General features: G+C 64.3%; 16 protein-coding genes. 15 read left to right on the top strand and 1 reads right to left on the bottom strand.

Annotated features, from left to right (window positions below; genetic code table 11):
- Positions 1 to 45 precede the first annotated feature (45 nt).
- Positions 46 to 1,623: a 2-isopropylmalate synthase gene (locus IT775_RS06295; protein WP_212700237.1), complete on the bottom strand. Its 1,578-nt coding sequence runs from the start codon at positions 1,621 to 1,623 to the stop codon at positions 46 to 48.
- 333 nt (positions 1,624 to 1,956) lie between these two features.
- Here IT775_RS06295 and kynA point away from each other — a divergent pair, with 333 nt between their 5' ends.
- The 15 genes from kynA to IT775_RS06220 all read left to right on the top strand — a co-directional run bounded on the left by kynA (position 1,957) and on the right by IT775_RS06220 (position 19,891).
- A complete protein-coding gene (kynA, locus tag IT775_RS06290) occupies positions 1,957 to 2,796 on the top strand; it encodes a tryptophan 2,3-dioxygenase (RefSeq protein ID WP_212700236.1) in 840 nt (279 codons plus the stop codon).
- A 2-nt stretch (positions 2,797 to 2,798) separates the two neighbouring features.
- Positions 2,799 to 3,992 carry a kynureninase gene (gene kynU, locus IT775_RS06285; protein ID WP_212700235.1) on the top strand — a complete coding sequence of 398 codons (1,194 nt, stop codon included), beginning with the start codon at positions 2,799 to 2,801 and terminating at the stop codon, positions 3,990 to 3,992.
- Positions 3,993 to 4,148: 156 nt separating this feature from the next.
- Positions 4,149 to 5,288, top strand: a complete 1,140-nt coding sequence (locus tag IT775_RS06280) for an ABC transporter substrate-binding protein (protein WP_212700234.1) — start codon at positions 4,149 to 4,151, stop codon at positions 5,286 to 5,288.
- Between the two features lie 56 nt (positions 5,289 to 5,344).
- Positions 5,345 to 6,262 (top strand): branched-chain amino acid ABC transporter permease, encoded by a 918-nt coding sequence (locus IT775_RS06275; protein WP_212700233.1) that lies wholly within the window; start codon positions 5,345 to 5,347, stop codon positions 6,260 to 6,262.
- A gap of 1 nt (position 6,263) precedes the next feature.
- A complete protein-coding gene (locus tag IT775_RS06270; RefSeq protein ID WP_212700232.1) occupies positions 6,264 to 7,247 on the top strand; it encodes a branched-chain amino acid ABC transporter permease in 984 nt (327 codons plus the stop codon).
- Positions 7,240 to 7,989 carry an ABC transporter ATP-binding protein gene (locus IT775_RS06265; protein WP_212700231.1) on the top strand — a complete coding sequence of 250 codons (750 nt, stop codon included), beginning with the start codon at positions 7,240 to 7,242 and terminating at the stop codon, positions 7,987 to 7,989. Before IT775_RS06270 ends, IT775_RS06265 begins: the two co-directional genes overlap by 8 nt.
- Positions 7,986 to 8,675, top strand: a complete 690-nt coding sequence (locus IT775_RS06260) for an ABC transporter ATP-binding protein (RefSeq protein WP_212700230.1) — start codon at positions 7,986 to 7,988, stop codon at positions 8,673 to 8,675. Before IT775_RS06265 ends, IT775_RS06260 begins: the two co-directional genes overlap by 4 nt.
- 138 nt (positions 8,676 to 8,813) lie before the next feature.
- A complete protein-coding gene (locus IT775_RS06255; RefSeq protein ID WP_212700229.1) occupies positions 8,814 to 11,438 on the top strand; it encodes a cation-translocating P-type ATPase in 2,625 nt (874 codons plus the stop codon).
- Positions 11,439 to 11,492: 54 nt separating this feature from the next.
- The gene (gene acsA / locus IT775_RS06250; RefSeq protein WP_212700228.1) at positions 11,493 to 13,241 is read left to right on the top strand and encodes an acetate--CoA ligase; all 1,749 of its coding nucleotides are present in this window, start codon (positions 11,493 to 11,495) and stop codon (positions 13,239 to 13,241) included.
- A complete protein-coding gene (gene pdhA / locus IT775_RS06245; protein ID WP_212700227.1) occupies positions 13,238 to 15,235 on the top strand; it encodes a pyruvate dehydrogenase (acetyl-transferring) E1 component subunit alpha in 1,998 nt (665 codons plus the stop codon). The genes acsA and pdhA overlap by 4 nt, the downstream gene beginning before the upstream one ends.
- 3 nt (positions 15,236 to 15,238) lie before the next feature.
- On the top strand, positions 15,239 to 16,396 hold the full coding sequence (locus IT775_RS06240; protein ID WP_212700226.1) for a dihydrolipoamide acetyltransferase family protein: 1,158 nt from the start codon (positions 15,239 to 15,241) through the stop codon (positions 16,394 to 16,396).
- Positions 16,393 to 16,638: an acyl carrier protein gene (locus tag IT775_RS06235; RefSeq protein WP_212700225.1), complete on the top strand. Its 246-nt coding sequence runs from the start codon at positions 16,393 to 16,395 to the stop codon at positions 16,636 to 16,638. Before IT775_RS06240 ends, IT775_RS06235 begins: the two co-directional genes overlap by 4 nt.
- 130 nt (positions 16,639 to 16,768) lie before the next feature.
- A complete protein-coding gene (locus IT775_RS06230; RefSeq protein ID WP_212700224.1) occupies positions 16,769 to 18,619 on the top strand; it encodes an NAD(P)H-dependent oxidoreductase subunit E in 1,851 nt (616 codons plus the stop codon).
- A complete protein-coding gene (locus tag IT775_RS06225; protein WP_212700223.1) occupies positions 18,616 to 19,329 on the top strand; it encodes a 2Fe-2S iron-sulfur cluster-binding protein in 714 nt (237 codons plus the stop codon). The genes IT775_RS06230 and IT775_RS06225 overlap by 4 nt, the downstream gene beginning before the upstream one ends.
- Positions 19,322 to 19,891: an NADH-quinone oxidoreductase subunit B family protein gene (locus tag IT775_RS06220; protein ID WP_343231113.1), complete on the top strand. Its 570-nt coding sequence runs from the start codon at positions 19,322 to 19,324 to the stop codon at positions 19,889 to 19,891. Before IT775_RS06225 ends, IT775_RS06220 begins: the two co-directional genes overlap by 8 nt.
- Positions 19,892 to 19,962 lie beyond the last annotated feature (71 nt).

Raw genomic sequence — 19,962 nt, 5'->3', positions numbered from 1 at the left:
CCCCGAGGCTAATCGGGGCATTCTTTTGGATACACACGACCCGGGTTAGTGCAGGTCCTTGTAATTGATTTCCTTGCGATCCTCGCCGGGGGCAACCTTTTCCCGCCGCACGATCAGGCGGTTGATCGCATGGATATAGGCCTTGACGCTGGCCACCACCGTATCGGTGTCGGCGGATTGACCGGTGGCGATCCGGCCGTCTTCCTCGATTCGGACCGTCACGGTGGCTTGCGCATCGGTGCCTTCGGTGACCGCGTGCACCTGGTACAGCTGCAGTTTGGCCTTGTGCGGATACAGCATCTTCACCGCGTTGAAGGCCGCGTCGACGGGGCCGTCGCCGGTGGCGTCGATGGTTTTTTCCTCGCCTTCGACGATCATCGTCAGATCGGCCTCCTGCGGGCCTTCGGTACCGCAGACCACCCGCAGCCGTTTCAGCTGCAGCGTGTCGGCTTCGCCCTGTCCGACCTCGTCCTGCACCAGCGCGATCAGGTCGTCGTCGAAGACTTCCTTCTTGCGGTCGGCCAGTTCCTTGAATCGCACGAAGATGTCGTTGAGCTGGTTGTCGGCCATGTCATAGCCGAGCTCGTTCATCTTCGAGCGCAGCGCGGCGCGGCCCGAATGCTTGCCCAGCGGCAGCGAGGTGCCGGCGATGCCGACGTCCTCGGGTCGCATGATTTCGAAGGTCTCGGCGTTCTTCAACATGCCGTCCTGGTGGATGCCGCTTTCATGGGCGAAGGCGTTCTTGCCAACGATCGCCTTGTTGAACTGCACCGGGAAACCCGACACGGTCGCGACCCGGCGCGACAGATGCATGATCTTCCGGGTGTCGATATGGGTCTGGTAGGGCAGGATGTCGTTGCGCACTTTCATCGCCATCACCACTTCTTCCAGCGCGGTGTTGCCGGCGCGTTCGCCCAGCCCGTTGATGGTGCATTCGATCTGCCGCGCGCCCGCTTCGACCGCGGCCAGCGCGTTGGCAGTCGCCATGCCAAGGTCGTTGTGGCAATGGGTGGCGAAGATTACCTCGTCGGCGCCGGGCACGCGTTCCAGCAGCATTTTGATGATATCGGCGCTTTCGCGCGGGATGGTATAGCCCACCGTGTCGGGAATGTTGATCGTGGTGGCCCCGGCCTTGATCGCGATTTCGACCACCCGGCAAAGGTAATCGTGTTCGGTGCGCAGCGCGTCCATCGGCGACCACTGCACGTTGTCGCACAGGTTGCGGGCATGAGTCACCGTGTCATGGATCTTGTCGGCCATTTCATCCATCGACAGGTTCGGGATCGCACGGTGCAACGGCGAGGTGCCGATGAAGGTGTGGATGCGCGGTTTCGCGGCATGCTTCACCGCTTCCCAGCAGCGGTCGATATCCTTGAAATTGGCGCGGGCCAGACCGCAGATCACGGAAGCCTTCGACCGTTCGGCGATCTGTTTGACCGCCTGGAAATCGCCCTCGGATGCGATCGGGAAACCGGCCTCGATGATGTCGACACCCATGTCATCCAGCAGCTCGGCGATTTCGAGCTTTTCATCATGGGTCATGGTTGCGCCGGGGCTTTGTTCGCCGTCGCGCAGGGTGGTGTCAAAGATCAGTACCTGATCTTGTTTCGCAATATCGGTCATGTCGGGTCTCATTATCTAAACTTGCTGAAGCTCGTGGCGCGAAAAGGCACATCCTCTGAGCGGTCGCGCCGAGATGGCACGCTCAGAGGCGGCTTAGCAGTAGCAGGGCAGCAAGCGACAGCACGCCGTCGGTGCGGCGTTTTGCGGTCGAGATATGGCCCTTGGTCATCATGGGGCTGATTTATAGCCGCTGAATTGCGAAAGAAAACCCTCAATCGGCAGAAACTGTCATTGCGCCGGAATTGACGGCACTGTCGGCTATGACCGGGCTAGGTTTCCGCAACCCGCTTTGCTACAGAATCCCGAGCAACATGCCAAACGAGGGAGGGGCGGATGAGCGATCAGGCCTATGATCCGGGCGCCGAGGGCGCAAAAATGAGCTTTAGGGACGCGATGTCCTATGGCGATTATCTGCATCTTGACGCTCTGCTGGCACAGCAGCATCCGCAAAGCGACGCGCATGACGAAATGCTGTTCGTCATCCAGCACCAGACCAGCGAGTTGTGGATGAAGCTGGCGATCCACGAACTGGCCGCGGCGCGCGAGGCGCTGAATTCGGGCGACATGGCGCAGATGTTCAAGATGCTGGCACGGGTCAGCCGGATCTTCGAACAGCTCAACAGCGCCTGGGACGTGCTGCGCACCATGACGCCCGCGGATTACACCACCTTCCGCGAAGCGCTTGGCCCGTCCTCGGGGTTCCAGTCCTATCAGTACCGGATGATCGAATACGTGCTGGGCAACCGTAATCCGAACATGCTCAAGCCGCATGAACACATGCCCGAGGTGCAAAAGATGCTCTCGGATGAACTGGACCGGCCCAGCTTCTACGACGATGTGATCCGGCTTCTTTTCACCACCATCGACGGATCCGACGCGCAACTGCCCGAACCGCAGTTGCGCAGCCCGCATCGCGCCGTGCCCGAGGTGCAGGCGAAATGGAAACAGGTCTACGAGGACGTGCAAACCTACTGGACCCTTTACGAACTGGGCGAAAAGCTGGTCGATCTCGAAGATTATTTCCGCCGCTGGCGGTTCAACCACGTCACCACGGTCGAACGGGTGATCGGGTTCAAACGCGGCACCGGCGGGACGTCCGGTGTGGAGTATCTGAAAAAAATGCTCAGTGTCGAGTTGTTTCCCGAGCTGTGGCACGTACGGGGGGAACTGTAATTATGACTGTGAAACTGCCACGCAAGGACATGTTCGACCTGCCCGAAGGGGTGATCTATCTCGACGGCAATTCGCTGGGACCGCTGCCAAGCGGCGCGGCTGAACGCACCGCCGAAGTGCTGCGCGACGAATGGGGCGGGCAACTGATCAAGGCGTGGAACACCGCCGACTGGATGGCGCTGCCCAAGAAGGTGGGCGACCGGATCGCCGGTCTGATCGGCGCCCCCGAAGGATCGGTGGCGACCGGCGACACCCTGTCGATCAAGGTCTATCAGGCGCTGGCGGCGGCGTTGAAAATGAACCCCGACCGCCGGGTGATCCTGTCGGATAACGGCAACTTCCCTTCCGACCTCTATATGGCGCAGGGGCTGATCGGCACGATCGACAAGGGGTACGAGCTGCGCACCCCGGCGCCCGAGGACGTGGCCGACGCGATCACCGAGGACGTCGCGGTGGTGATGCTGACCCAGGTCGATTACCGGTCGGGCCGGATGCATGACATGGTGGAAATCACCCGCAAGGCCCACGCCGTGGGCGCGGTGATGATTTGGGATCTGGCGCACAGCGCGGGCGCGGTACCGCTGGACCTGGCCGGATCGAATGCCGAATTCGCAGTGGGCTGCAGCTACAAGTACCTCAACGGCGGCCCCGGCGCGCCGGCCTTCATCTATGTCCGTCCCGATCTGGCGACAACGGTGCAACCGGCGCTGGCCGGTTGGCTGGGACACGAGGCGCCCTTCGCCATGGATCCGGAATACCGCCCGGCGATGTCGACCGAACGGATGCGCGTTGGCACCCCGCCGATCGTGCAGCTGTCGATCCTCGATCACGCGCTGAACGTCTGGGACGGGGTCGACATGAACGATCTGCGCGCCGCCTCCGTCGCGCTGTCGGAACGGTTCATCAAAGAGGTCGAGGCGCGCTGCCCGCAGCTGACGCTGGCCTCGCCGCGCGACGCGAAAGTGCGCGGATCGCAGGTGTCCTTTGCGTTCGAGAACGGATACGCGGCGATGCAGGCCTGCATCGACCGGGGCGTGATCGGCGATTTCCGCGCGCCCGACATCATGCGCTTCGGGTTCACGCCGCTTTACCTCGACGAGGCGGATGTGGTGCGGGCGGCCGAGATCATCGAAGAGGTGATTTCGAAAGAGCTGTGGCGTGATCCCAAATACCAGACCGTGTCGAAAGTGACCTGATCCCCGACCGTGTCCAAGCCGCAGTTTCAAAGAAAATCGCCCGTGCCTCTAGGCAACGGGCGGTTCCTTCGCTTTAGTGCCTTCTAGACGTTCCGGTCAAAAGTCCGGGACGGACAACAAGACCTGATAAGGCATGAAGAAGGAACAGGGGGTCATATGAAACTGAAATCTCTTATCGTGGGCGCATCGCTGGCGGTTCTGGCCGCGGGAAGCGGCTGGGCCGAAGGCGTCAAGGTCGGCATGATCACCACGCTGTCGGGCGGTGGCGCGGGGCTTGGCATCGATGTGCGCGACGGCTTCATGCTGGCGATCAAGCAATCGGGCCGCAGCGACATCGAAGTGGTGATCGAGGACGATCAGCGCAAACCCGATATCGCGGTGCAGCTTTCCGACAAGATGATCCAGTCCGAAAAGGTCGATGTGCTGACCGGCATCATCTGGTCCAACCTCGCGATGGCGGTGGTGCCGGGCGCGGTGGCACAGGGCAAATTCTACCTGTCGCCCAACGCGGGGCCGTCGGCGCTGGCCGGCAAGGGCTGCAACAAGAACTACTTCAACGTCGCATGGCAAAACGACAACCTGCATGAAGCCGCGGGCGCCTATGCGACCGAAGCGGGTTACAAGAATGCTTTCATCCTCGCGCCGAACTATCCGGCGGGCAAGGATGCGCTGACCGGGTTCAAGCGGTTCTTCAAGGGCGACCTGGCGGGCGAGGTTTATACCAAGCTGGGGCAAACCGATTACGCCGCCGAAATCGCGCAGATCCGCGCGAGCGGAGCCGATACGGTGTTCTTCTTCCTGCCCGGCGGGATGGGGATTTCCTTCCTCAAGCAATATGCCGATTCCGGTGTCGGCCTGCCGGTCGTGGGGCCGGCGTTCAGTTTCGACCAGGGTATCCTGCAGGCGGTTGGCGACGCCGCCTTGGGTGTGCGCAACACCTCGCAATGGTCGAAGGATATCGACAATGCGGCCAACAAGGCCTTCGTCGAGAGCTTCCAGGCCGAATATGGCCGGCTGCCGTCGCTGTATGCCAGCCAGGGCTTCGACACCGCCAACCTGCTGATCAGCGCGGTCGAAAAGGCGGATGTTTCGGATGCCGATGCGTTCCGTGCCGCGCTGGAAGCGGCCGATTTCGCCTCGACCCGTGGTGATTTCAAATTCGGTCCGAACCACCACCCGGTGCAGGACATCTATGTCCGTGAAGTGATCAAGGAAGGCGACGTCTACACCAACAAGATCGTCGCTACCGGCCTTGAGGATCATGCCGACGCCTACGCGGGCGAATGCAAGATGTGATGACACGCCGCCGCCCCGGATCGGTCCGAGGCGGCGGCCCATTCGGCAGACCGTAAATGTCCATCCTCCTTCTGATCGAGCAGGCCCTGAACGGGCTGCAATTCGGTGTCATGCTGTTTTTGATGGCGGCCGGGCTGACGCTGATTTTCGGCGTCATGGGATTGATCAACCTTGCGCATGGATCGCTTTACATGATCGGCGCCTTCGCGGCGGCGGGTGTGTCGGCCCTGACCGGATCTTTCCTGCTGGCGCTGATCGCGTCGCTGGCGGCGGCGGCGATGGCCGGGGTGTTCATCGAAATGACGGTGATCCGCCGGCTGTATGACCGCGACCACCTTGACCAGGTGCTGGCGACTTTCGCGCTGATCCTGATCTTTTCCGAAGGCACCCGCTATCTGTTCGGGTCCTTCCCGCTGTTCCTGGACAAGCCGGAGTGGCTGTCGGGCACGGTGATGTTGCCGCTGGGCATCGAATATTCGCTGTATCGCCTGACGCTGATCGTGGTCGGGCTGGCAGTAGCGGCCGGCCTGTTCTGGATGATCGCGCGCACCCGCGTGGGCATCCGCATCCGGGCGGGCGAAAACGACCGCGAAATGATCGGCGCCTTGGGCGTCAATATCTCGCGCCTCTATACCCAGGTCTTCGCGCTTGGCGCGGCGCTGGCCGGACTTGCCGGGGCGCTGATCGGGGCAATCCAGGCGGTGCAGATCGGGATGGGCGAACCGGTGCTGATCCTTGCCTTCGTGGTGATCGTGATCGGCGGCATCGGGTCGATCAAGGGCGCCTTCATCGGTGCCATTCTTGTCGGGCTGACCGACACGCTGGGCCGGTTCCTGCTGCCGCAGGTCTTCGCCCTTTTCATGGACCCGTCCGAGGCGACATCGGTCGGGTCCTCGCTGGCCTCGATGTCGATCTATCTGCTGATGGCGGGCGTGTTGCTGTTCCGGCCCAAGGGCCTGTTCGGAGAAGCATGAGATGAAGCGCGAAACCATCCTGAATGCCGTGATCCTTCTGGCGCTGCTGATGCTGCCTGTCTGGGCGCTGTTTGCCGACGAACCCTTCCTGATCACCCTGACCACCCGCGCGGTGATCCTTGCCATCGCCGGGATCGGGCTGAACTTCGCGCTTGGCTTCGGCGGGCTGGTCAGCCTGGGCCACGCGGCGTTTTTCGGGCTGGGCGGGTACGCGATGGGCATCCTTGCCTATCACGCCCAGAATTACACGCCGATGATGGAATGGCCGCTGCTGATCGAGGGCACGAAATCGATGCCGCTGATCTGGCTGGTGGCGATTGTGACCGGCGCGCTGGCCGCGCTGGTCATCGGCGCGCTGTCGCTGCGCACCACGGGCGTTTATTTCATCATGATCACGCTCGCCTTCGGGCAGATGTTTTATTATTTCGCGATCTCCTGGCCCGCCTATGGAGGCGAGGACGGGTTGTCGATCTATGTGCGCAACGGGTTTCCGGGGCTGAACACGATGGACCCGATCCAGTTCTTCGCGATCTGTTACGTGCTGTTGCTGATCGTGCTGTTCGGCACCTGGCGCGCGGCACGCTCGCCCTTCGGGCTGATGCTGGGCGCGGCGCGGCAGAACCCGGACCGGGTGCAGGCGGTGGGCCAGGTGCCGTACCGGCTCTACCTCACCGCCTTCACCATTTCGGGCGCGATCACCGGGTTGGCCGGGGCGCTGTTCGCCGATCTCAACCGCTTCGTCAGCCCGGCGATGCTGTCCTGGCAGACTTCGGGCGAAATCATGGTCTTCGTCATCCTCGGCGGGGTCGGGCGGGTGTTCGGCCCGGTGGCGGGCGCGGCGCTGTTCATCCTGCTGGAACACAGCCTCGGCGGGCTTTCCGAATTCTGGCATATCTATCTGGGCGCGATCCTGCTGGGCGTCGTGCTGTTCGCCCGTGGCGGGCTCTACGGCCTGATCGTTGGGCGCGAGGTGGCGCATGACTGACCCGGTTCTCGATATCCGCGGCGTCAGCAAGAGCTTCGGCGGGCTGAAGGCAAGCGACCAGATCGACCTCGACCTGCGTTCTGGCGAAATCCACGCGCTGATCGGCCCGAACGGCGCGGGTAAATCGACGCTAATCGCCCAGATTGCCGGCGCGCTTGCCCCAGACAGTGGCGAGGTCCGTTTCGGCGGGCGTGACGTGACCGCGTTGACGACCGCCGCGCGGGCGCGGCTGGGGCTGGCGCGAACCTTCCAGATTTCGTGCCTGGCGATGGACTGCACGGTGTTGCAGAACGCGATGCTGGGCGCGCTTGGCCATCGCGGTGACGTGTTCCGGTTCTTCCGTCCGGTCATGCGCGACAAGGATCTTGTCGCCCGCGCCGAAACGGCGCTGGAACAGGTCGGTCTGCAGGATTTCCGCCGTTTCCGCACCGCCGAGCTGTCGCATGGGCAGCGGCGTCAGTTGGAGGTCGCAGTGGCGCTGACGCTCGCCCCGAAAGCCTTCGTGATGGATGAGCCGATGGCCGGTCTGGGGGCCGAAGGGTCGCGGCAGTTGATGACCGTTCTGGACCGGTTGCGGCAGCAGGCGCCGATCCTGCTGGTCGAACATGACATGGACGCGGTGTTCGCTTTGGCCGACCGGATCAGCGTGTTGGTCTATGGCCGGATCATCGCAACCGGTTCGGTCGCGGAAATCCGCAACGACCCGGCGGTGCGCAGTGCCTATCTGGGGGACGAGGCATGAGTTTCCTGAAGCTTTCCCACGTCTCGGCCTTCTACGGCCCCTCTCAGGCGTTGTTCGACGTCGATCTGGCCGTGGGCGAGGGCGAGGTCCTGGCGCTGATGGGGCGCAACGGGATGGGCAAGTCGACCACGCTCAAGGTGATCTGCCGGTTGCTGAAGCACCGCGGCGGATCGGTCCTGTTCGATGACCGCGACCTGTCGCGGCTGAAACCGCATCAGGCGGCGCGGGCCGGGATCGGGCTGGTCCCCGAGGGGCGACGCTGTTTCACAAACCTGACGGTGCACGAAAACCTGATCGCCGCCGCCCGCCCCGGCGCGTGGGACTTCGCCGCCGTGTCAGACCTGTTCCCGCGGCTGGCCGAACGCCGCGATCAGCTGGCCGGGTCGCTGTCGGGCGGCGAACAGCAGATGCTGGCCATCGGCCGGGCTCTGATGACCAATCCGCGGCTGCTGATCCTGGACGAGGCGACCGAGGGGCTGGCCCCGGTGGTGCGCCTCGAAATCTGGGCTGCCATCGCCCGGCTCAAGGCCGAAACGGGCTTGGCGATCATCGTGGTCGACAAGTCGCTGAAGGAACTGGCCAGCGTCGCCGACAGCGCGGTGATCCTTGAAAAGGGGCGCTCGGTCTGGGCCGGGGCCTTCGCGGATCTGACCCCGGACATCACCGATCGCCATCTCGGGATCTGACCGCGCCCGCGTTGGCGCTTTGACCGATCAGCGGTAGAACAAATGCGCAGCATTTTGCGGGCCGGTTGATCTGTCTCAAGGCCCCCGGCATGGTGGCGGTCAATCATGGCGCCGCGCGATACAGGGGGCCGAAGACGCATGCAGTTCGACAACACGCCAATCCCCGTCAGTGGCTTGACCAGCGCCGAGGCGGCGAAGCGGTTGCAAATCCATGGCCGCAACGTCGTCGGCGAGGTCCGCGTCACCCCGGCCTGGAAAATCTTCCTGCGCCAGTTCACCGGGCTTCTGGTGCTGCTGCTGATCGGCGCGGCGCTGGTGGCGCTGGTCCTGGGCGAATGGATCGACAGCGCCGCGATTGGCATGGTCGTGGTGCTGAACGGGGTTCTGGGCTTCGTGCAGGAATGGCGGGCGGAAACCGCGCTGGCGGCACTGCGCGAAATGCTGGTGGGCCATGCGCGGGTTATCCGCGACGGCCACCCGGTTGAAATCGACAGCCGCGATATCGTGCCGGGTGATCTGGTGCTGCTGGACGCCGGTGACCAGGTGCCCGCCGACGCGCGGCTGGTGTCGGCGCTGGAGCTCAGGATCGATGAAAGCGTGCTGACGGGGGAATCGATCCCGGTTTCGAAACAGCCGGGCGGCGAAGGTGAAACCGGAGCGGTGATGATGGGCACGCTGGCGGTGGCGGGACGGGCCGAAGCGGTGGTTAGTGCCACCGGGGCCAGCACCGCCTTCGGCAAGATCGCCCAGCTGACCGGATCGGTGGGCGAAAAGGAAACCAACCTGTCGCGGCAACTTGGACGGCTTGGCGGGCAGCTGGGCATTGCCGCGTTGGGGCTTGGCGCGGCGATCGCGATCACCGGTATACTGGCCGGGCGCAACGTGATTGAAATGGTGATGACCGGGTTGTCGATGGCAGTTGCCATCGTGCCCGAGGGCCTGCCCGCCGTGGTCACCATCAGCCTGGCGCTCGGCGCCGCGGCGATGGTACGGCAGAAGGCGCTGGCGCGGCGGTTGCAGGCGATGGAAACACTGGGGTCGGCCTCGGTCATCTGCACCGACAAGACCGGTACGCTGACCGAAAACATGATGACCGGCGAAATCCTGTGGATCGGCGGGCGCGACTACCAGGCGGTGGGGACGGGCTATGATCCGGCCGGGCGCATTCTGCTGGACGGACAACCGTTGCGGCATGGCGACGACCCCGACCTGACCGATGCGCTCCAGGTGATGGTCGGCTGCACTCATGCCAGCCTTTATCACGAGGAATCGGCCTGGCACATGGTGGGGGATCCGACCGAGGGCGCGCTGGTGACGTTTGCCTACAAGGGCTGGACGCCGGTGCCGCCCGCCGGGCCGCTGGCCGAGATCCCGTTTACCTCGGAACGCAAGCGGATGAGCATGGTGCGCTGGCAGGATGACCGGCTGGTGCAGTTGGCCAAGGGCGCGCCGGAACACCTGCTGGAGGTGTGCAGCCATTGGCGCGGTCCCGACGGCACCGCGCCGCTGACCGGTGCCGTGCGCGACGAAATCCATTCGGTTTATGCCAAGATGGCCGACAAGGGGCTGCGGGTGATCGCGCTGGCCCGGCGCGACGTGACCGAGGCGGAAGCCCCCGAGGCGGATCTTGAATTCATCGGGCTGGTCGGGATGATCGACCCGCCCCGCCCCGAGGTGAAACAGGCGATCAGTGCCTGCCGCAGCGCCGGTATCCGGGTCATCATGATCACCGGAGACGGCCCGCGCACTGCCCGCGCCATCGCCGATGCCCTGAGCCTGCCGATCGACAGGGCCATTACCGGCGCTGAACTGGAAGCGATGGACGACACCGAGCTTAGGGCGGTGCTGAGCGAGCAAGTTCTGTTCGCCCGCACCGCGCCGGAACACAAGATGCGGCTGGTCGAACTGCTGCAATCCGAGGGTCTGATCGTGGCGATGACCGGCGATGGGGTGAACGACGCACCGGCGCTGAAACGCGCCGATGTCGGCGTCGCCATGGGGATCAGGGGCACCGACGTGTCCAAGGATGCAGCGGACCTGGTGCTGCTTGACGACAACTTCGCCACGCTGGAACGGGCCATTCGCGAGGGTCGCCGGCAATTCGCCAATATCCGCCGTTTCGTGCGTTACCTGCTGTCTTCGAACGCGGGCGAGGTCATCGCGATCCTGGCCAATCTGGCGCTTGGCGGGCCGTTGATTTACCTGCCGACGCAGATCCTGTGGATGAACCTTGTCACCGACGGGGTGACGGCGCTGGCGCTTGGGCTGGAACCCGGCACACCCGACCAGATGACCGAACCGCCGCGCCCGGCGAAACAGGGGATCATGGACTGGACGGCGGTTGGCCTGATCCTGAGTTTCGGGATCTATACCGGATCGGCCAGCCTGTACCTGTTCTATGCCTTCATGGTCGAGGGCGATGCGTTGGCGCGCACCGCCGCCTTCACCGGCATGGTGCTGTTCGAAAAGATGAGCGTTTTCGCCTTCCGGTCCTTTTCACAGCCGTGCTGGCGGCTGGGATGGCTATCCAATCCCAAGCTGATCCTCGCGCTGATCCTGATGGTCGGTGCCCAGATCGCCGCCGTCTACTGGCCGCCTCTGCAATTGTTGCTTCGCACAGCGCCGCTGGGCTGGAACCACTGGCAGCAGATCTGGCTTCTGTGCCTGCCGCTGGTACTGGTGCCCGAGGCGATAAAATCTCTGCGGCTGCTGCGCAGCCGGCATCGGGGGGAAGGCGCCGCCCCGAACGCCACCTTGACTTGAATCATGGTCGCGCTGTCGGGAACGCGCCTACCGTGAGGTCGGGAGGATATGTGGATGACGTGGGAAACCATTGCGAAAACCGATGCCGAACGGGCCTTCGCGGCCCTGACCGATCCCGATGCCGGGCGTGCGGCGTTCGATTGGGATCAGGCGGCTGAAATGCTCGACGGGTTGCCGGGCGGCGGGCTGAACATTGCGTACGAAGCGCTGGACCGCCATGTCGCTCATGGCAATGGCGACCGGTTGGCATTGCGCTGGTTCGGCAAGGATGGCGACGCCCGCGATTTCACCTATGCCGACCTGGCCCGGGCAACTGCGCGGTTCGCCAATGTGCTGCGGCACAATGGGCTTCAAGCGGGCGACCGGCTTTATTCGCTGATGGGCCGCAAGCCCGAACTCTACATCGCGGCGCTTGGCACGCTGAAGGCGGGGCTGGTGTTTTCGCCGTTGTTTTCCGCCTTCGGCCCGGAACCGATCCGCACGAGAATGGAAATCGGCGAGGCCAACGCGGTGGTGACCACAGAATCGATCTACCGGCGCAAGATCGCCAAGTGGCGCGACGAGATACCGTCGCTGAAGACCGTTTTCCTCGTCGATGTCGATGACGCGCCCGAAGGCTGCGTCGCGCTCGGCCCGGCGCTGGCGGCCGCGTCCGAGGAATTCGAGGTGGCGGCGACGCAACCCGAGGACATGGCGCTCATCCACTTCACCTCCGGCACCACCGGCCGTCCCAAGGGCGCGGTGCATGTGCATCAGGCGGTCTACGCCCATGTCGCTACCGGGCGCTTCGCGTTGAACCTGCGTCCCGGTGCGATCTACTGGTGCACCGCCGATCCCGGCTGGGTGACGGGCACGTCCTACGGCATCATCTCGCCCTTGGTGAACGGTGCGACCATGCTGGTGGACGAAGCGGAATTCGACCTGGATCGCTGGTACGGCATGCTGGAACGCGAAAAGGTCGAGATCTGGTACACCGCTCCCACCGCGATCCGCATGATGATGCGGGCCGGGGCGGAAGCGGCGGCGCCTTACGATTTCTCCAACCTGCAATTCCTTGCCAGCGTCGGAGAGCCTTTGAACCCCGAGGGCGTGGTCTGGGGCAAGGAAGTGTTCGGCCACCCGTTCCACGACAATTGGTGGCAGACCGAAACCGGCGGCATCATGATCGCCAACCTGGCGGCGATGGACATCAAGCCCGGATCGATGGGCAAACCGTTGCCGGGGATCGAAGCCGGGGTGGTGGACAGCGGAAGCGATCCATTGCGCGAATGCGCGACGGGTGAAATCGGCGAACTGGCGCTGCGCCCGGGCTGGCCGTCGATGATGCGCACCTATCTGCATGAACAGGCGCGCTACGACAAAACCTTCCGCGACGGCTGGTACCTGTCGGGCGACCTGGCGATGAAGGACGAGGACGGCTATTTCTGGTTCGTGGGCCGCGCCGACGACCTGATCAAATCCTCGGGCCACCTGATCGGCCCGTTCGAAGTGGAAAGCGCGCTCATCGAACACGAAGCGGTGGCCGAGGCCGGGGTGATCGGCCTGCCGGACGAAACGGCGGGCGAGGTGGTGAAGGCCTATGTGTCGCTCAATCCCGGATATGAACCGTCCGAGGAACTGGAACGCGACATTCGCGGCCATGCCCGCAAGAAACTGGGCCCCGCTGTCGCCCCACGCGAAGTGGTGTTCCGCAACACCCTGCCGAAAACCCGGTCGGGCAAGATCATGCGTCGACTGCTGAAGGCGCGCGAACTGGGCCTGCCCGAGGGCGATATTTCCACGTTGGAGACGGATGAATCATGACCGATGCCAAGATCCGCCTGTCGCGCGATCACGTTCTCGACCTGCTGGGCAAGATGATGCGCGTCCGCAAGTTCGAAGACAAATGCGCCGAGCTTTACACGCAGGAAAAAATCCGCGGCTTCCTGCATCTCTATGACGGCGAGGAAGCGATCGCGGCGGGCGTCATCCCGCATTTGGCGCCGCAGGATCGCATCGTCGCAACCTACCGCGAACACGGTCACGCGCTGATCCGGGGCGTGCCGATGAACACGGTGATGGCCGAAATGTACGGCAAGGCAACCGGCGTTTCCGGCGGCCGCGGCGGGTCGATGCACCTGTTCGACGCAGAACGGAATTTCTATGGCGGCAATGCCATCGTCGGCGGCGGGCTGCCCCTGGCGGGCGGGCTGGCTTTGGGCGACGGGATGCAGGATACCGGCTCGGTCACCGCCTGTTTCTTTGGCGAAGGCGCGGTGGCCGAGGGCGAGTTTCACGAAACCATGAACCTGGCGCAGCTGTGGCATGTGCCGGCGCTTTTCGTCTGCGAAAACAACGGGTATGCGATGGGGACCGCGCTGGCCCGGTCGGAATCGCAAACCGACATCCATCAGAAGGCTGCCAGTTACGGCATCCCCTCCGAGGTGGTCGACGGCAACGACGTAGTCGCGGTCGAGGCGGCGGCGCGCCGGGCCCTGGCGGCGATCCGCGAAACCGCGCGGCCCTATTTCCTGGAATGCCGCACCTACCGGTTCCGCGCCCATTCGATGTTCGACGCCCAGCTTTACCGCGACAAGGCCGAGGTCGAGGACTGGCGCACGCGCGGGCCGATCGTGCGGTTCCAGTCCTGGGCGTTGGGCGCCGGGCTGATCCACGACAAGGACGTGGCCGATCTGGAGGCGCGGATCGACGCGGAAATCGCCGAGGCGGTGGAATTCGCGGAAAAATCTGGCTGGGAACCGCTGGAGGACCTGACCCGCCATGTGACGGCGGAGGAAAGGCCCGAACCGCCCACGCCCGCAAAGCCTTCGGGCGAGACGGTCGAGATGACCTATCGCGAGGCGGTCAAGCAGGGCATCCGCGACGCGATGACCCGCGACGGGAACGTGTTCCTGATGGGCGAAGACGTGGGCGCCTATGGCGGCTGCTATGCGGTGTCCAAGGGGTTGATGGCGGAATTCGGCGAGGACCGGATCCGCGACACGCCGCTGTCGGAATCGGGCTTCACCGGATTCGGCATCGGCGCGGCGGCGATGGGGATGCGGCCCATCGTGGAACTGATGACGGTGAATTTCAGCCTGCTGGCGCTGGACCAGATCATGAATACCGCCGCCACCATCCGGCACATGTCGGGCGGTCAATTCGGCGTTCCGCTGGTGATCCGCATGGCCACCGGCGCAGGCAAGCAACTGGCGGCGCAGCATTCGCATTCGCTGGAAGGCTGGTACGCGCATATTCCGGGCTTGCGGGTGCTGACGCCCGCGACCTTGGAGGATGCGCGCGGCATGCTCTGGACCGCGCTCTCGGACCCCGATCCGGTGCTGATCTTCGAGAACGTGATGCTCTATAACCGGACCGGGGAAATCGACAGCAATGCCGGGCCCGTCGATATCGACAAGGCGGCGGTGCGACGGCCGGGCAAGGATGTGAGCCTGATCACCTATGGCGGATCGCTCCATAAGACATTGGAGGCGGCGGAGGAGCTGGCCAAGGATGGCATCGAGGCCGAGGTGATCGACCTGCGGGTGCTGCGGCCCCTGGACGACGCGACCATCATGGCCTCGGTCGCGCGCACCCGGCGGGCCGTGATCGTGGACGAGGGCTGGAGGTCGGGATCGCTTTCGGCGGAAATCGCCGCGCGCATCCACGAACAGGCGTTCTGGCGGATGGATGCACCGGTGGGGCGGGTGTGTTCGGCGGAGGTGCCGATCCCTTATCCGAAGCATCTGGAAGACGCGTCGATCCCGCAGGTGCCCGCCATCGTCGCCGCCGCCAAAGCCGCGCTTGGGAAGGGGTGAGCCATGGGCGTGTTCAAGATGCCCTCGCTCGGCGCCGACATGGAGGAAGGCAAGCTGGTCGAATGGCTGGTGGGCCCGGGCGATACGGTCAAGCGTGGCGACGTGGTGGCGGTGGTCGAAACCCAGAAGGGCGCGATCGAGATCGAGATTTTCGAAGACGGCGTGGTGGACAGGATCGACGCCGCGCTGGGCACCTCCCTGCCGGTCGGCGCGCCGCTGGCGGTGATCCGTGGCGATGGCGAGGCGGCCGCGCCCGCAATGGCGCCGGAACCCGAATCCGTGCCGGCAGCTCAACTGGTGAAACCCATACCTGCGCCGCCGCCGGTGGCGGCGGAAGCCGGTGAAACCCCGGCCTCGCCCGCTGCAAGGGCGCGGGCGGCGGAGCTCGGGGTTGATCTGTCGGGAGTGACCGGCAGCGGCCCGGGTGGGGCCATCGTGCTGGCCGATGTGGAAAGCGCGGGCAAGGGCAGGCGCAAGCCGGCCAAGCAGGGGCTGGACATGGACGCCATGCGCGCGGCCATCGCGGCGGCGATGACCCGGTCCAAGCACGAAATCCCGCATTACTACCTCGAACACGAAATCGACCTGCAGGCGGCCGATGACTGGCTGCGCGCCCGCAACGCCGATTGCGCGCCTGGCGATCGCATCCTGATGGGTACGCTTTTCGTCAAGGCGACGGCGCTGGCCGCCGCGAACGTGAAGGGGATGAACGGGCAATATGTGGATGGTGCCTTCCAGCCGTCGAAACCCGTCAATGCGGGCGTCGCCGTGGCTCTGCGCGGCGGCGGGCTGATCGCGCCGGCGATCATGGATGCGGCTTCCCAGCCGCTCGATCAGCTGATGGCGTCGATGCGCGATCTGGTGGCGCGGGCGCGGTCGGGGCGGCTCAGGGGGTCGGAAATGACCGACGGCACCATCACCATATCCAGCCTCGGCGAAAACGGTGTCGATGGCATGACCGCCGTGATCTATCCGCCGCAGGTGGCCATCGTCGCTTTCGGCACACCGCGCCCTGCGCCACGCGTGGTGGATGGCGCGGTGACGGCGCGTATGTGCGTCCACGTCACCCTTGCCGCGGATCACCGCGTCAGCGACGGTCGGCGCGGGGCAAAATTCCTGAAAGAAATAGACACGCTGCTGCAAAACCCGGAGGATTTATGACCAAAGACGACATCAAGGCCGCATTCCTGAAAGAACTGACCTCGGTCGCGCCCGATATCGATGCGGCGGATGTCGGGGGGGATGACCAGTTGCAGGATGATCTGGAGCTCGATTCGATGGATATCCTGAACCTAGTGACGGCGCTACACGAACGCTTGGGCGTCAATATCCCGGAAGAGGATTACCGCAGGATCGAAACGCTGAACAAGGCGGTGGTCTATCTGGCCGAGCGGCTGGGCTGAACAGGGCCGGAAAAGCCGGAACGATTGGGTGGCGGTTCGCCAAACTGATACGGCACGGCTTTCCATAGGACCGATAATGTGTTCCGCTGGTGTCGAGTTGACCGGTTGCCGGAACCGAAGGGACCCGACCATGGATGCAGCAACAGACCGGGAATTGCGGCGCGAGGATGCCGAGCGGATCGCGGCGATCTGTGCCGATGTTGGTGACGATCCGCACCGGATGATGGACATCCTGCGCGCGGTGCAGGACGATTTGCGCTGGATTTCCCCTCCTGTGATGCAGCTGATCGCCGATCGCGCCGGGCTAAGCCGGATCGCGGTCGAAGGGGTGGTGAGCTTCTATGCCTTCCTGTCGCAGGTGCCGAAGGGGCGGATCACGATCCGGCTCTGCGACGATATCATCGACCGCTTCGCGGGAATGCCCGCGGTCGCGGCAGCGTTCGAGGCGGCGCTTGGCATCAAGGTCGGCGAAACCTCCGCCGACGGGGCGGTGTCGCTGGAATACACCCCCTGTATCGGCCTGTGCGATCAGGCTCCGGCGGCGATGGTCAACGACATCGTTCTGACCCAGCTGACGCCGGACCGGGTGGCCGAGGTCGCCGCGGCGCTGCGCGGGGGGCAGCGCCCCGAAGACCTGATTTCGCATGAATTCGACGATCTGTCCCCGCATGACCGCGCCACGCGCCAGGTGAAAAACAATATCCGCCATGCCGGGGCGTCGCTGCTGTGCCCGGTGCCGGACGGGGCCGGGCTGCAAAGGGCGCTCGACATGACGCCCGGCCGGATCATCGAGGAGATCGAGGCCAGCGGTCTGCGCGGCTGCGGCGGCGCGGGATTCGCCACGGGCCGCAAATGGCGCTTTGCCGCCGCGGCGGAGGCCGAGCGCCGCGTCATCATCTGCAACGCCGACGAGGGCGAACCGGGGACCTTCAAGGACCGCGTGCTGCTGACCGAACGCCCGCACCTGCTGATCGAGGGCATGACCATTGCTGCCCGTGCCGTCGGCGCAACCGATGGCATCCTCTATCTGCGCGGCGAATATGTCTATCTGCGCGAACTGATCGAGGAGGTCCTGCAGGACCGGCGCGACCGGGGCCTGCTGGGGCAGGGGATCGGGGGGGCGGAGTTCGATTTCGACATCCGGCTGCAACTGGGCGCGGGGGCCTATATCTGCGGCGAGGAAGGGGCGCTGATTTCGTCCTGCGAAGGATTGCCGGGCGAACCCAAGACGCGGCCGCCCTTCCCGGTGACGCAGGGCTACCTGGGTCTGCCGACCGTGGTGAACAATGTCGAAACCTTTTGCCACGCCGCCCGCATCCTGGACAAGGGCGCGCAGTGGTTCTTCGACATGGGCCACGAGGGCAGCCATGGCACCAAGCTGTTCAGCGTGTCGGGCGATTGCCTGAACCCCGGCATCTACGAATTGCCTTACGGCCTGTCGGTGCGGGACCTGTTGGCGATGGCGGGGGGCGAGGATGCGGCCGCCGTGGCGGTCGGCGGGGCCTCGGGCACGATGATCGCGCGCGACCAGTTCGACCGAACACTCAGCTTCGATGACCTGTCCACGGCCGGCGCGGTGGTGATCTTCAACGGCAGCCGTAATATCCTGGAAATCGTCGAATACTACATGTCGTTTTTCGTGCACGAAAGCTGCGGCTACTGCACTCCCTGCCGGGTCGGCAACGTGTTCCTGCAAAAAGCCATCGGCAAGTTCCGCGACGGTTTGGCCAACCCCGAAGATATCGATTACCTAAAGGACCTTTCCGGCACCATCATCGAAACCAGCCGCTGCGGGCTGGGCACGACGTCGCCCAACCCGATCCTGACGACGCTGGAAAATTTCCCGCTGATATATGCCGCGACGGTGAAGCCGTCCAAGGATCGCATCCGCGCCAGTTTCGACATCCAATCGGCCATCGACAGCGCCCGCCACCTGGCCAAGCGCCGGTCGACCATATTCGACGAGGATTTCAGCAAATGACCGGGTTCACCTTCACCATCGACGGGGTCGAGGTCGCGGCGAAGGACGGCCAGACCATCATGGAAGCCGCCGACGCGGCGGGCATCTATATCCCGCGGCTGTGCGATCACGAAGGGCTGCGCCATCAGGGATCGTGCCGGGTCTGCACTGTCAAGGCGGGCGGGCGCAGCGTGGCCGCCTGCACCCAGCCCGCGCAGGCGGGGCAGGCGGTGGAAAACGAAACGCCGCATATCACCAAGCTGCGCCGCGATCTGGTCGAGATGCTGTTTCACGAGGGCAACCACCTGTGCCCTATCTGCGAAGCGTCCGGCAATTGCGAATTGCAGGCGATGGCCTACCGGCTCGACATGACGCAGCCGACCAAGTTTCCCTATCTCGATCCGTGCCGGGCGCTGGATGCCAGCCATCCCGATATCGCGCTCGATACCAACCGCTGCATCACCTGCGGCCGCTGTATCCGCGCCAGCCAGGAAATCGATGGCAAGGGCGTGTTCGGCTATGTCGGTCGCGGCATCAACCGCCGCGTCGCGGTGAACGGGGCGGACCTGTCCGATACCGATGCCGAGGTCACCGATTTCGCCATCTCGAAAGAGGTCTGTCCCGTGGGGTGCATCATCCGCAAGGGCGAAGGATTTTCGATCCCGATCGGTGAACGCGAATTCGACAAGAGCCTGATCGGCCACAAAATCGAGGGGAAGAAACGTGACTGAGCTGCGCAAGGCCCGGATCGCCACCGCCTCGCTCGCGGGCTGTTTCGGCTGCCACATGGCGATCTTAGATATCGATGAACGGCTGATCGAACTGATGAAGCTCGTGGAGGTCGACCGATCGCCGCTGACCGATATCAAGCAGTTCACCCGGCGCTGCGATATCGGCATCATCGAGGGCGGCTGCTGCAACGAGGAAAACGTCCATGTGCTGCGCGATTTCCGGCGCAACTGCGATGTTCTGATCGCCATCGGGCAATGCGCGATCATGGGCGGGTTGCCGGCGATGCGCAACGCCATCATGCATTCCGACGCGCCGCTGCGCGAATGCCTGGAAGAGGCCTACATCACCGGACGCTACATCCGCAACACCACCCATCAGGTGCCCAACGACCCGGCGCTGCCGCTGTTGCTGGACGAGGTCTATCCCTGTTCCGAGGTGGTCGAGATCGATTACAATATCCCCGGCTGTGCGCCGTCGGGTGACATCATCTATGAAACCCTTGCGGGGCTGCTGGCGGGCAAGTTCAGCGGGTTCGAACGGGAACAGATCAGGTTTGATTAGGGCGATGCAGCAGGAAACAAATATCGTCGCGTTGCAGAGCGAAGGGCAGACCCCGGTCGCGGGTGGGGGTG

Source organism: Thalassovita aquimarina, assembly GCF_018219815.1.
Lineage (GTDB): Bacteria > Pseudomonadota > Alphaproteobacteria > Rhodobacterales > Rhodobacteraceae > Thalassobius > Thalassobius aquimarinus.
This window is presented reverse-complemented; position numbering and strand designations above follow the sequence as displayed.

Bases quoted from the DNA above. Each gene is read 5' to 3' on its own strand.
- kynA (WP_212700236.1), top strand. From the start codon at position 1,957: ATGAGCGATCAGGCCTATGATCCGGGCGCCGAGGGCGCAAAAATGAGC.
- IT775_RS06265 (WP_212700231.1), top strand. From the start codon at position 7,240: ATGACTGACCCGGTTCTCGATATCCGCGGCGTCAGCAAGAGCTTCGGC.
- IT775_RS06270 (WP_212700232.1), top strand. From the start codon at position 6,264: ATGAAGCGCGAAACCATCCTGAATGCCGTGATCCTTCTGGCGCTGCTG.
- IT775_RS06275 (WP_212700233.1), top strand. From the start codon at position 5,345: ATGTCCATCCTCCTTCTGATCGAGCAGGCCCTGAACGGGCTGCAATTC.
- IT775_RS06260 (WP_212700230.1), top strand. From the start codon at position 7,986: ATGAGTTTCCTGAAGCTTTCCCACGTCTCGGCCTTCTACGGCCCCTCT.
- IT775_RS06240 (WP_212700226.1), top strand. From the start codon at position 15,239: ATGGGCGTGTTCAAGATGCCCTCGCTCGGCGCCGACATGGAGGAAGGC.
- IT775_RS06235 (WP_212700225.1), top strand. From the start codon at position 16,393: ATGACCAAAGACGACATCAAGGCCGCATTCCTGAAAGAACTGACCTCG.
- pdhA (WP_212700227.1), top strand. From the start codon at position 13,238: ATGACCGATGCCAAGATCCGCCTGTCGCGCGATCACGTTCTCGACCTG.
- IT775_RS06280 (WP_212700234.1), top strand. From the start codon at position 4,149: ATGAAACTGAAATCTCTTATCGTGGGCGCATCGCTGGCGGTTCTGGCC.
- kynU (WP_212700235.1), top strand. From the start codon at position 2,799: ATGACTGTGAAACTGCCACGCAAGGACATGTTCGACCTGCCCGAAGGG.
- IT775_RS06255 (WP_212700229.1), top strand. From the start codon at position 8,814: ATGCAGTTCGACAACACGCCAATCCCCGTCAGTGGCTTGACCAGCGCC.
- IT775_RS06230 (WP_212700224.1), top strand. From the start codon at position 16,769: ATGGATGCAGCAACAGACCGGGAATTGCGGCGCGAGGATGCCGAGCGG.
- IT775_RS06225 (WP_212700223.1), top strand. From the start codon at position 18,616: ATGACCGGGTTCACCTTCACCATCGACGGGGTCGAGGTCGCGGCGAAG.
- acsA (WP_212700228.1), top strand. From the start codon at position 11,493: ATGACGTGGGAAACCATTGCGAAAACCGATGCCGAACGGGCCTTCGCG.
- IT775_RS06295 (WP_212700237.1), bottom strand. From the start codon at position 1,623: ATGACCGATATTGCGAAACAAGATCAGGTACTGATCTTTGACACCACC.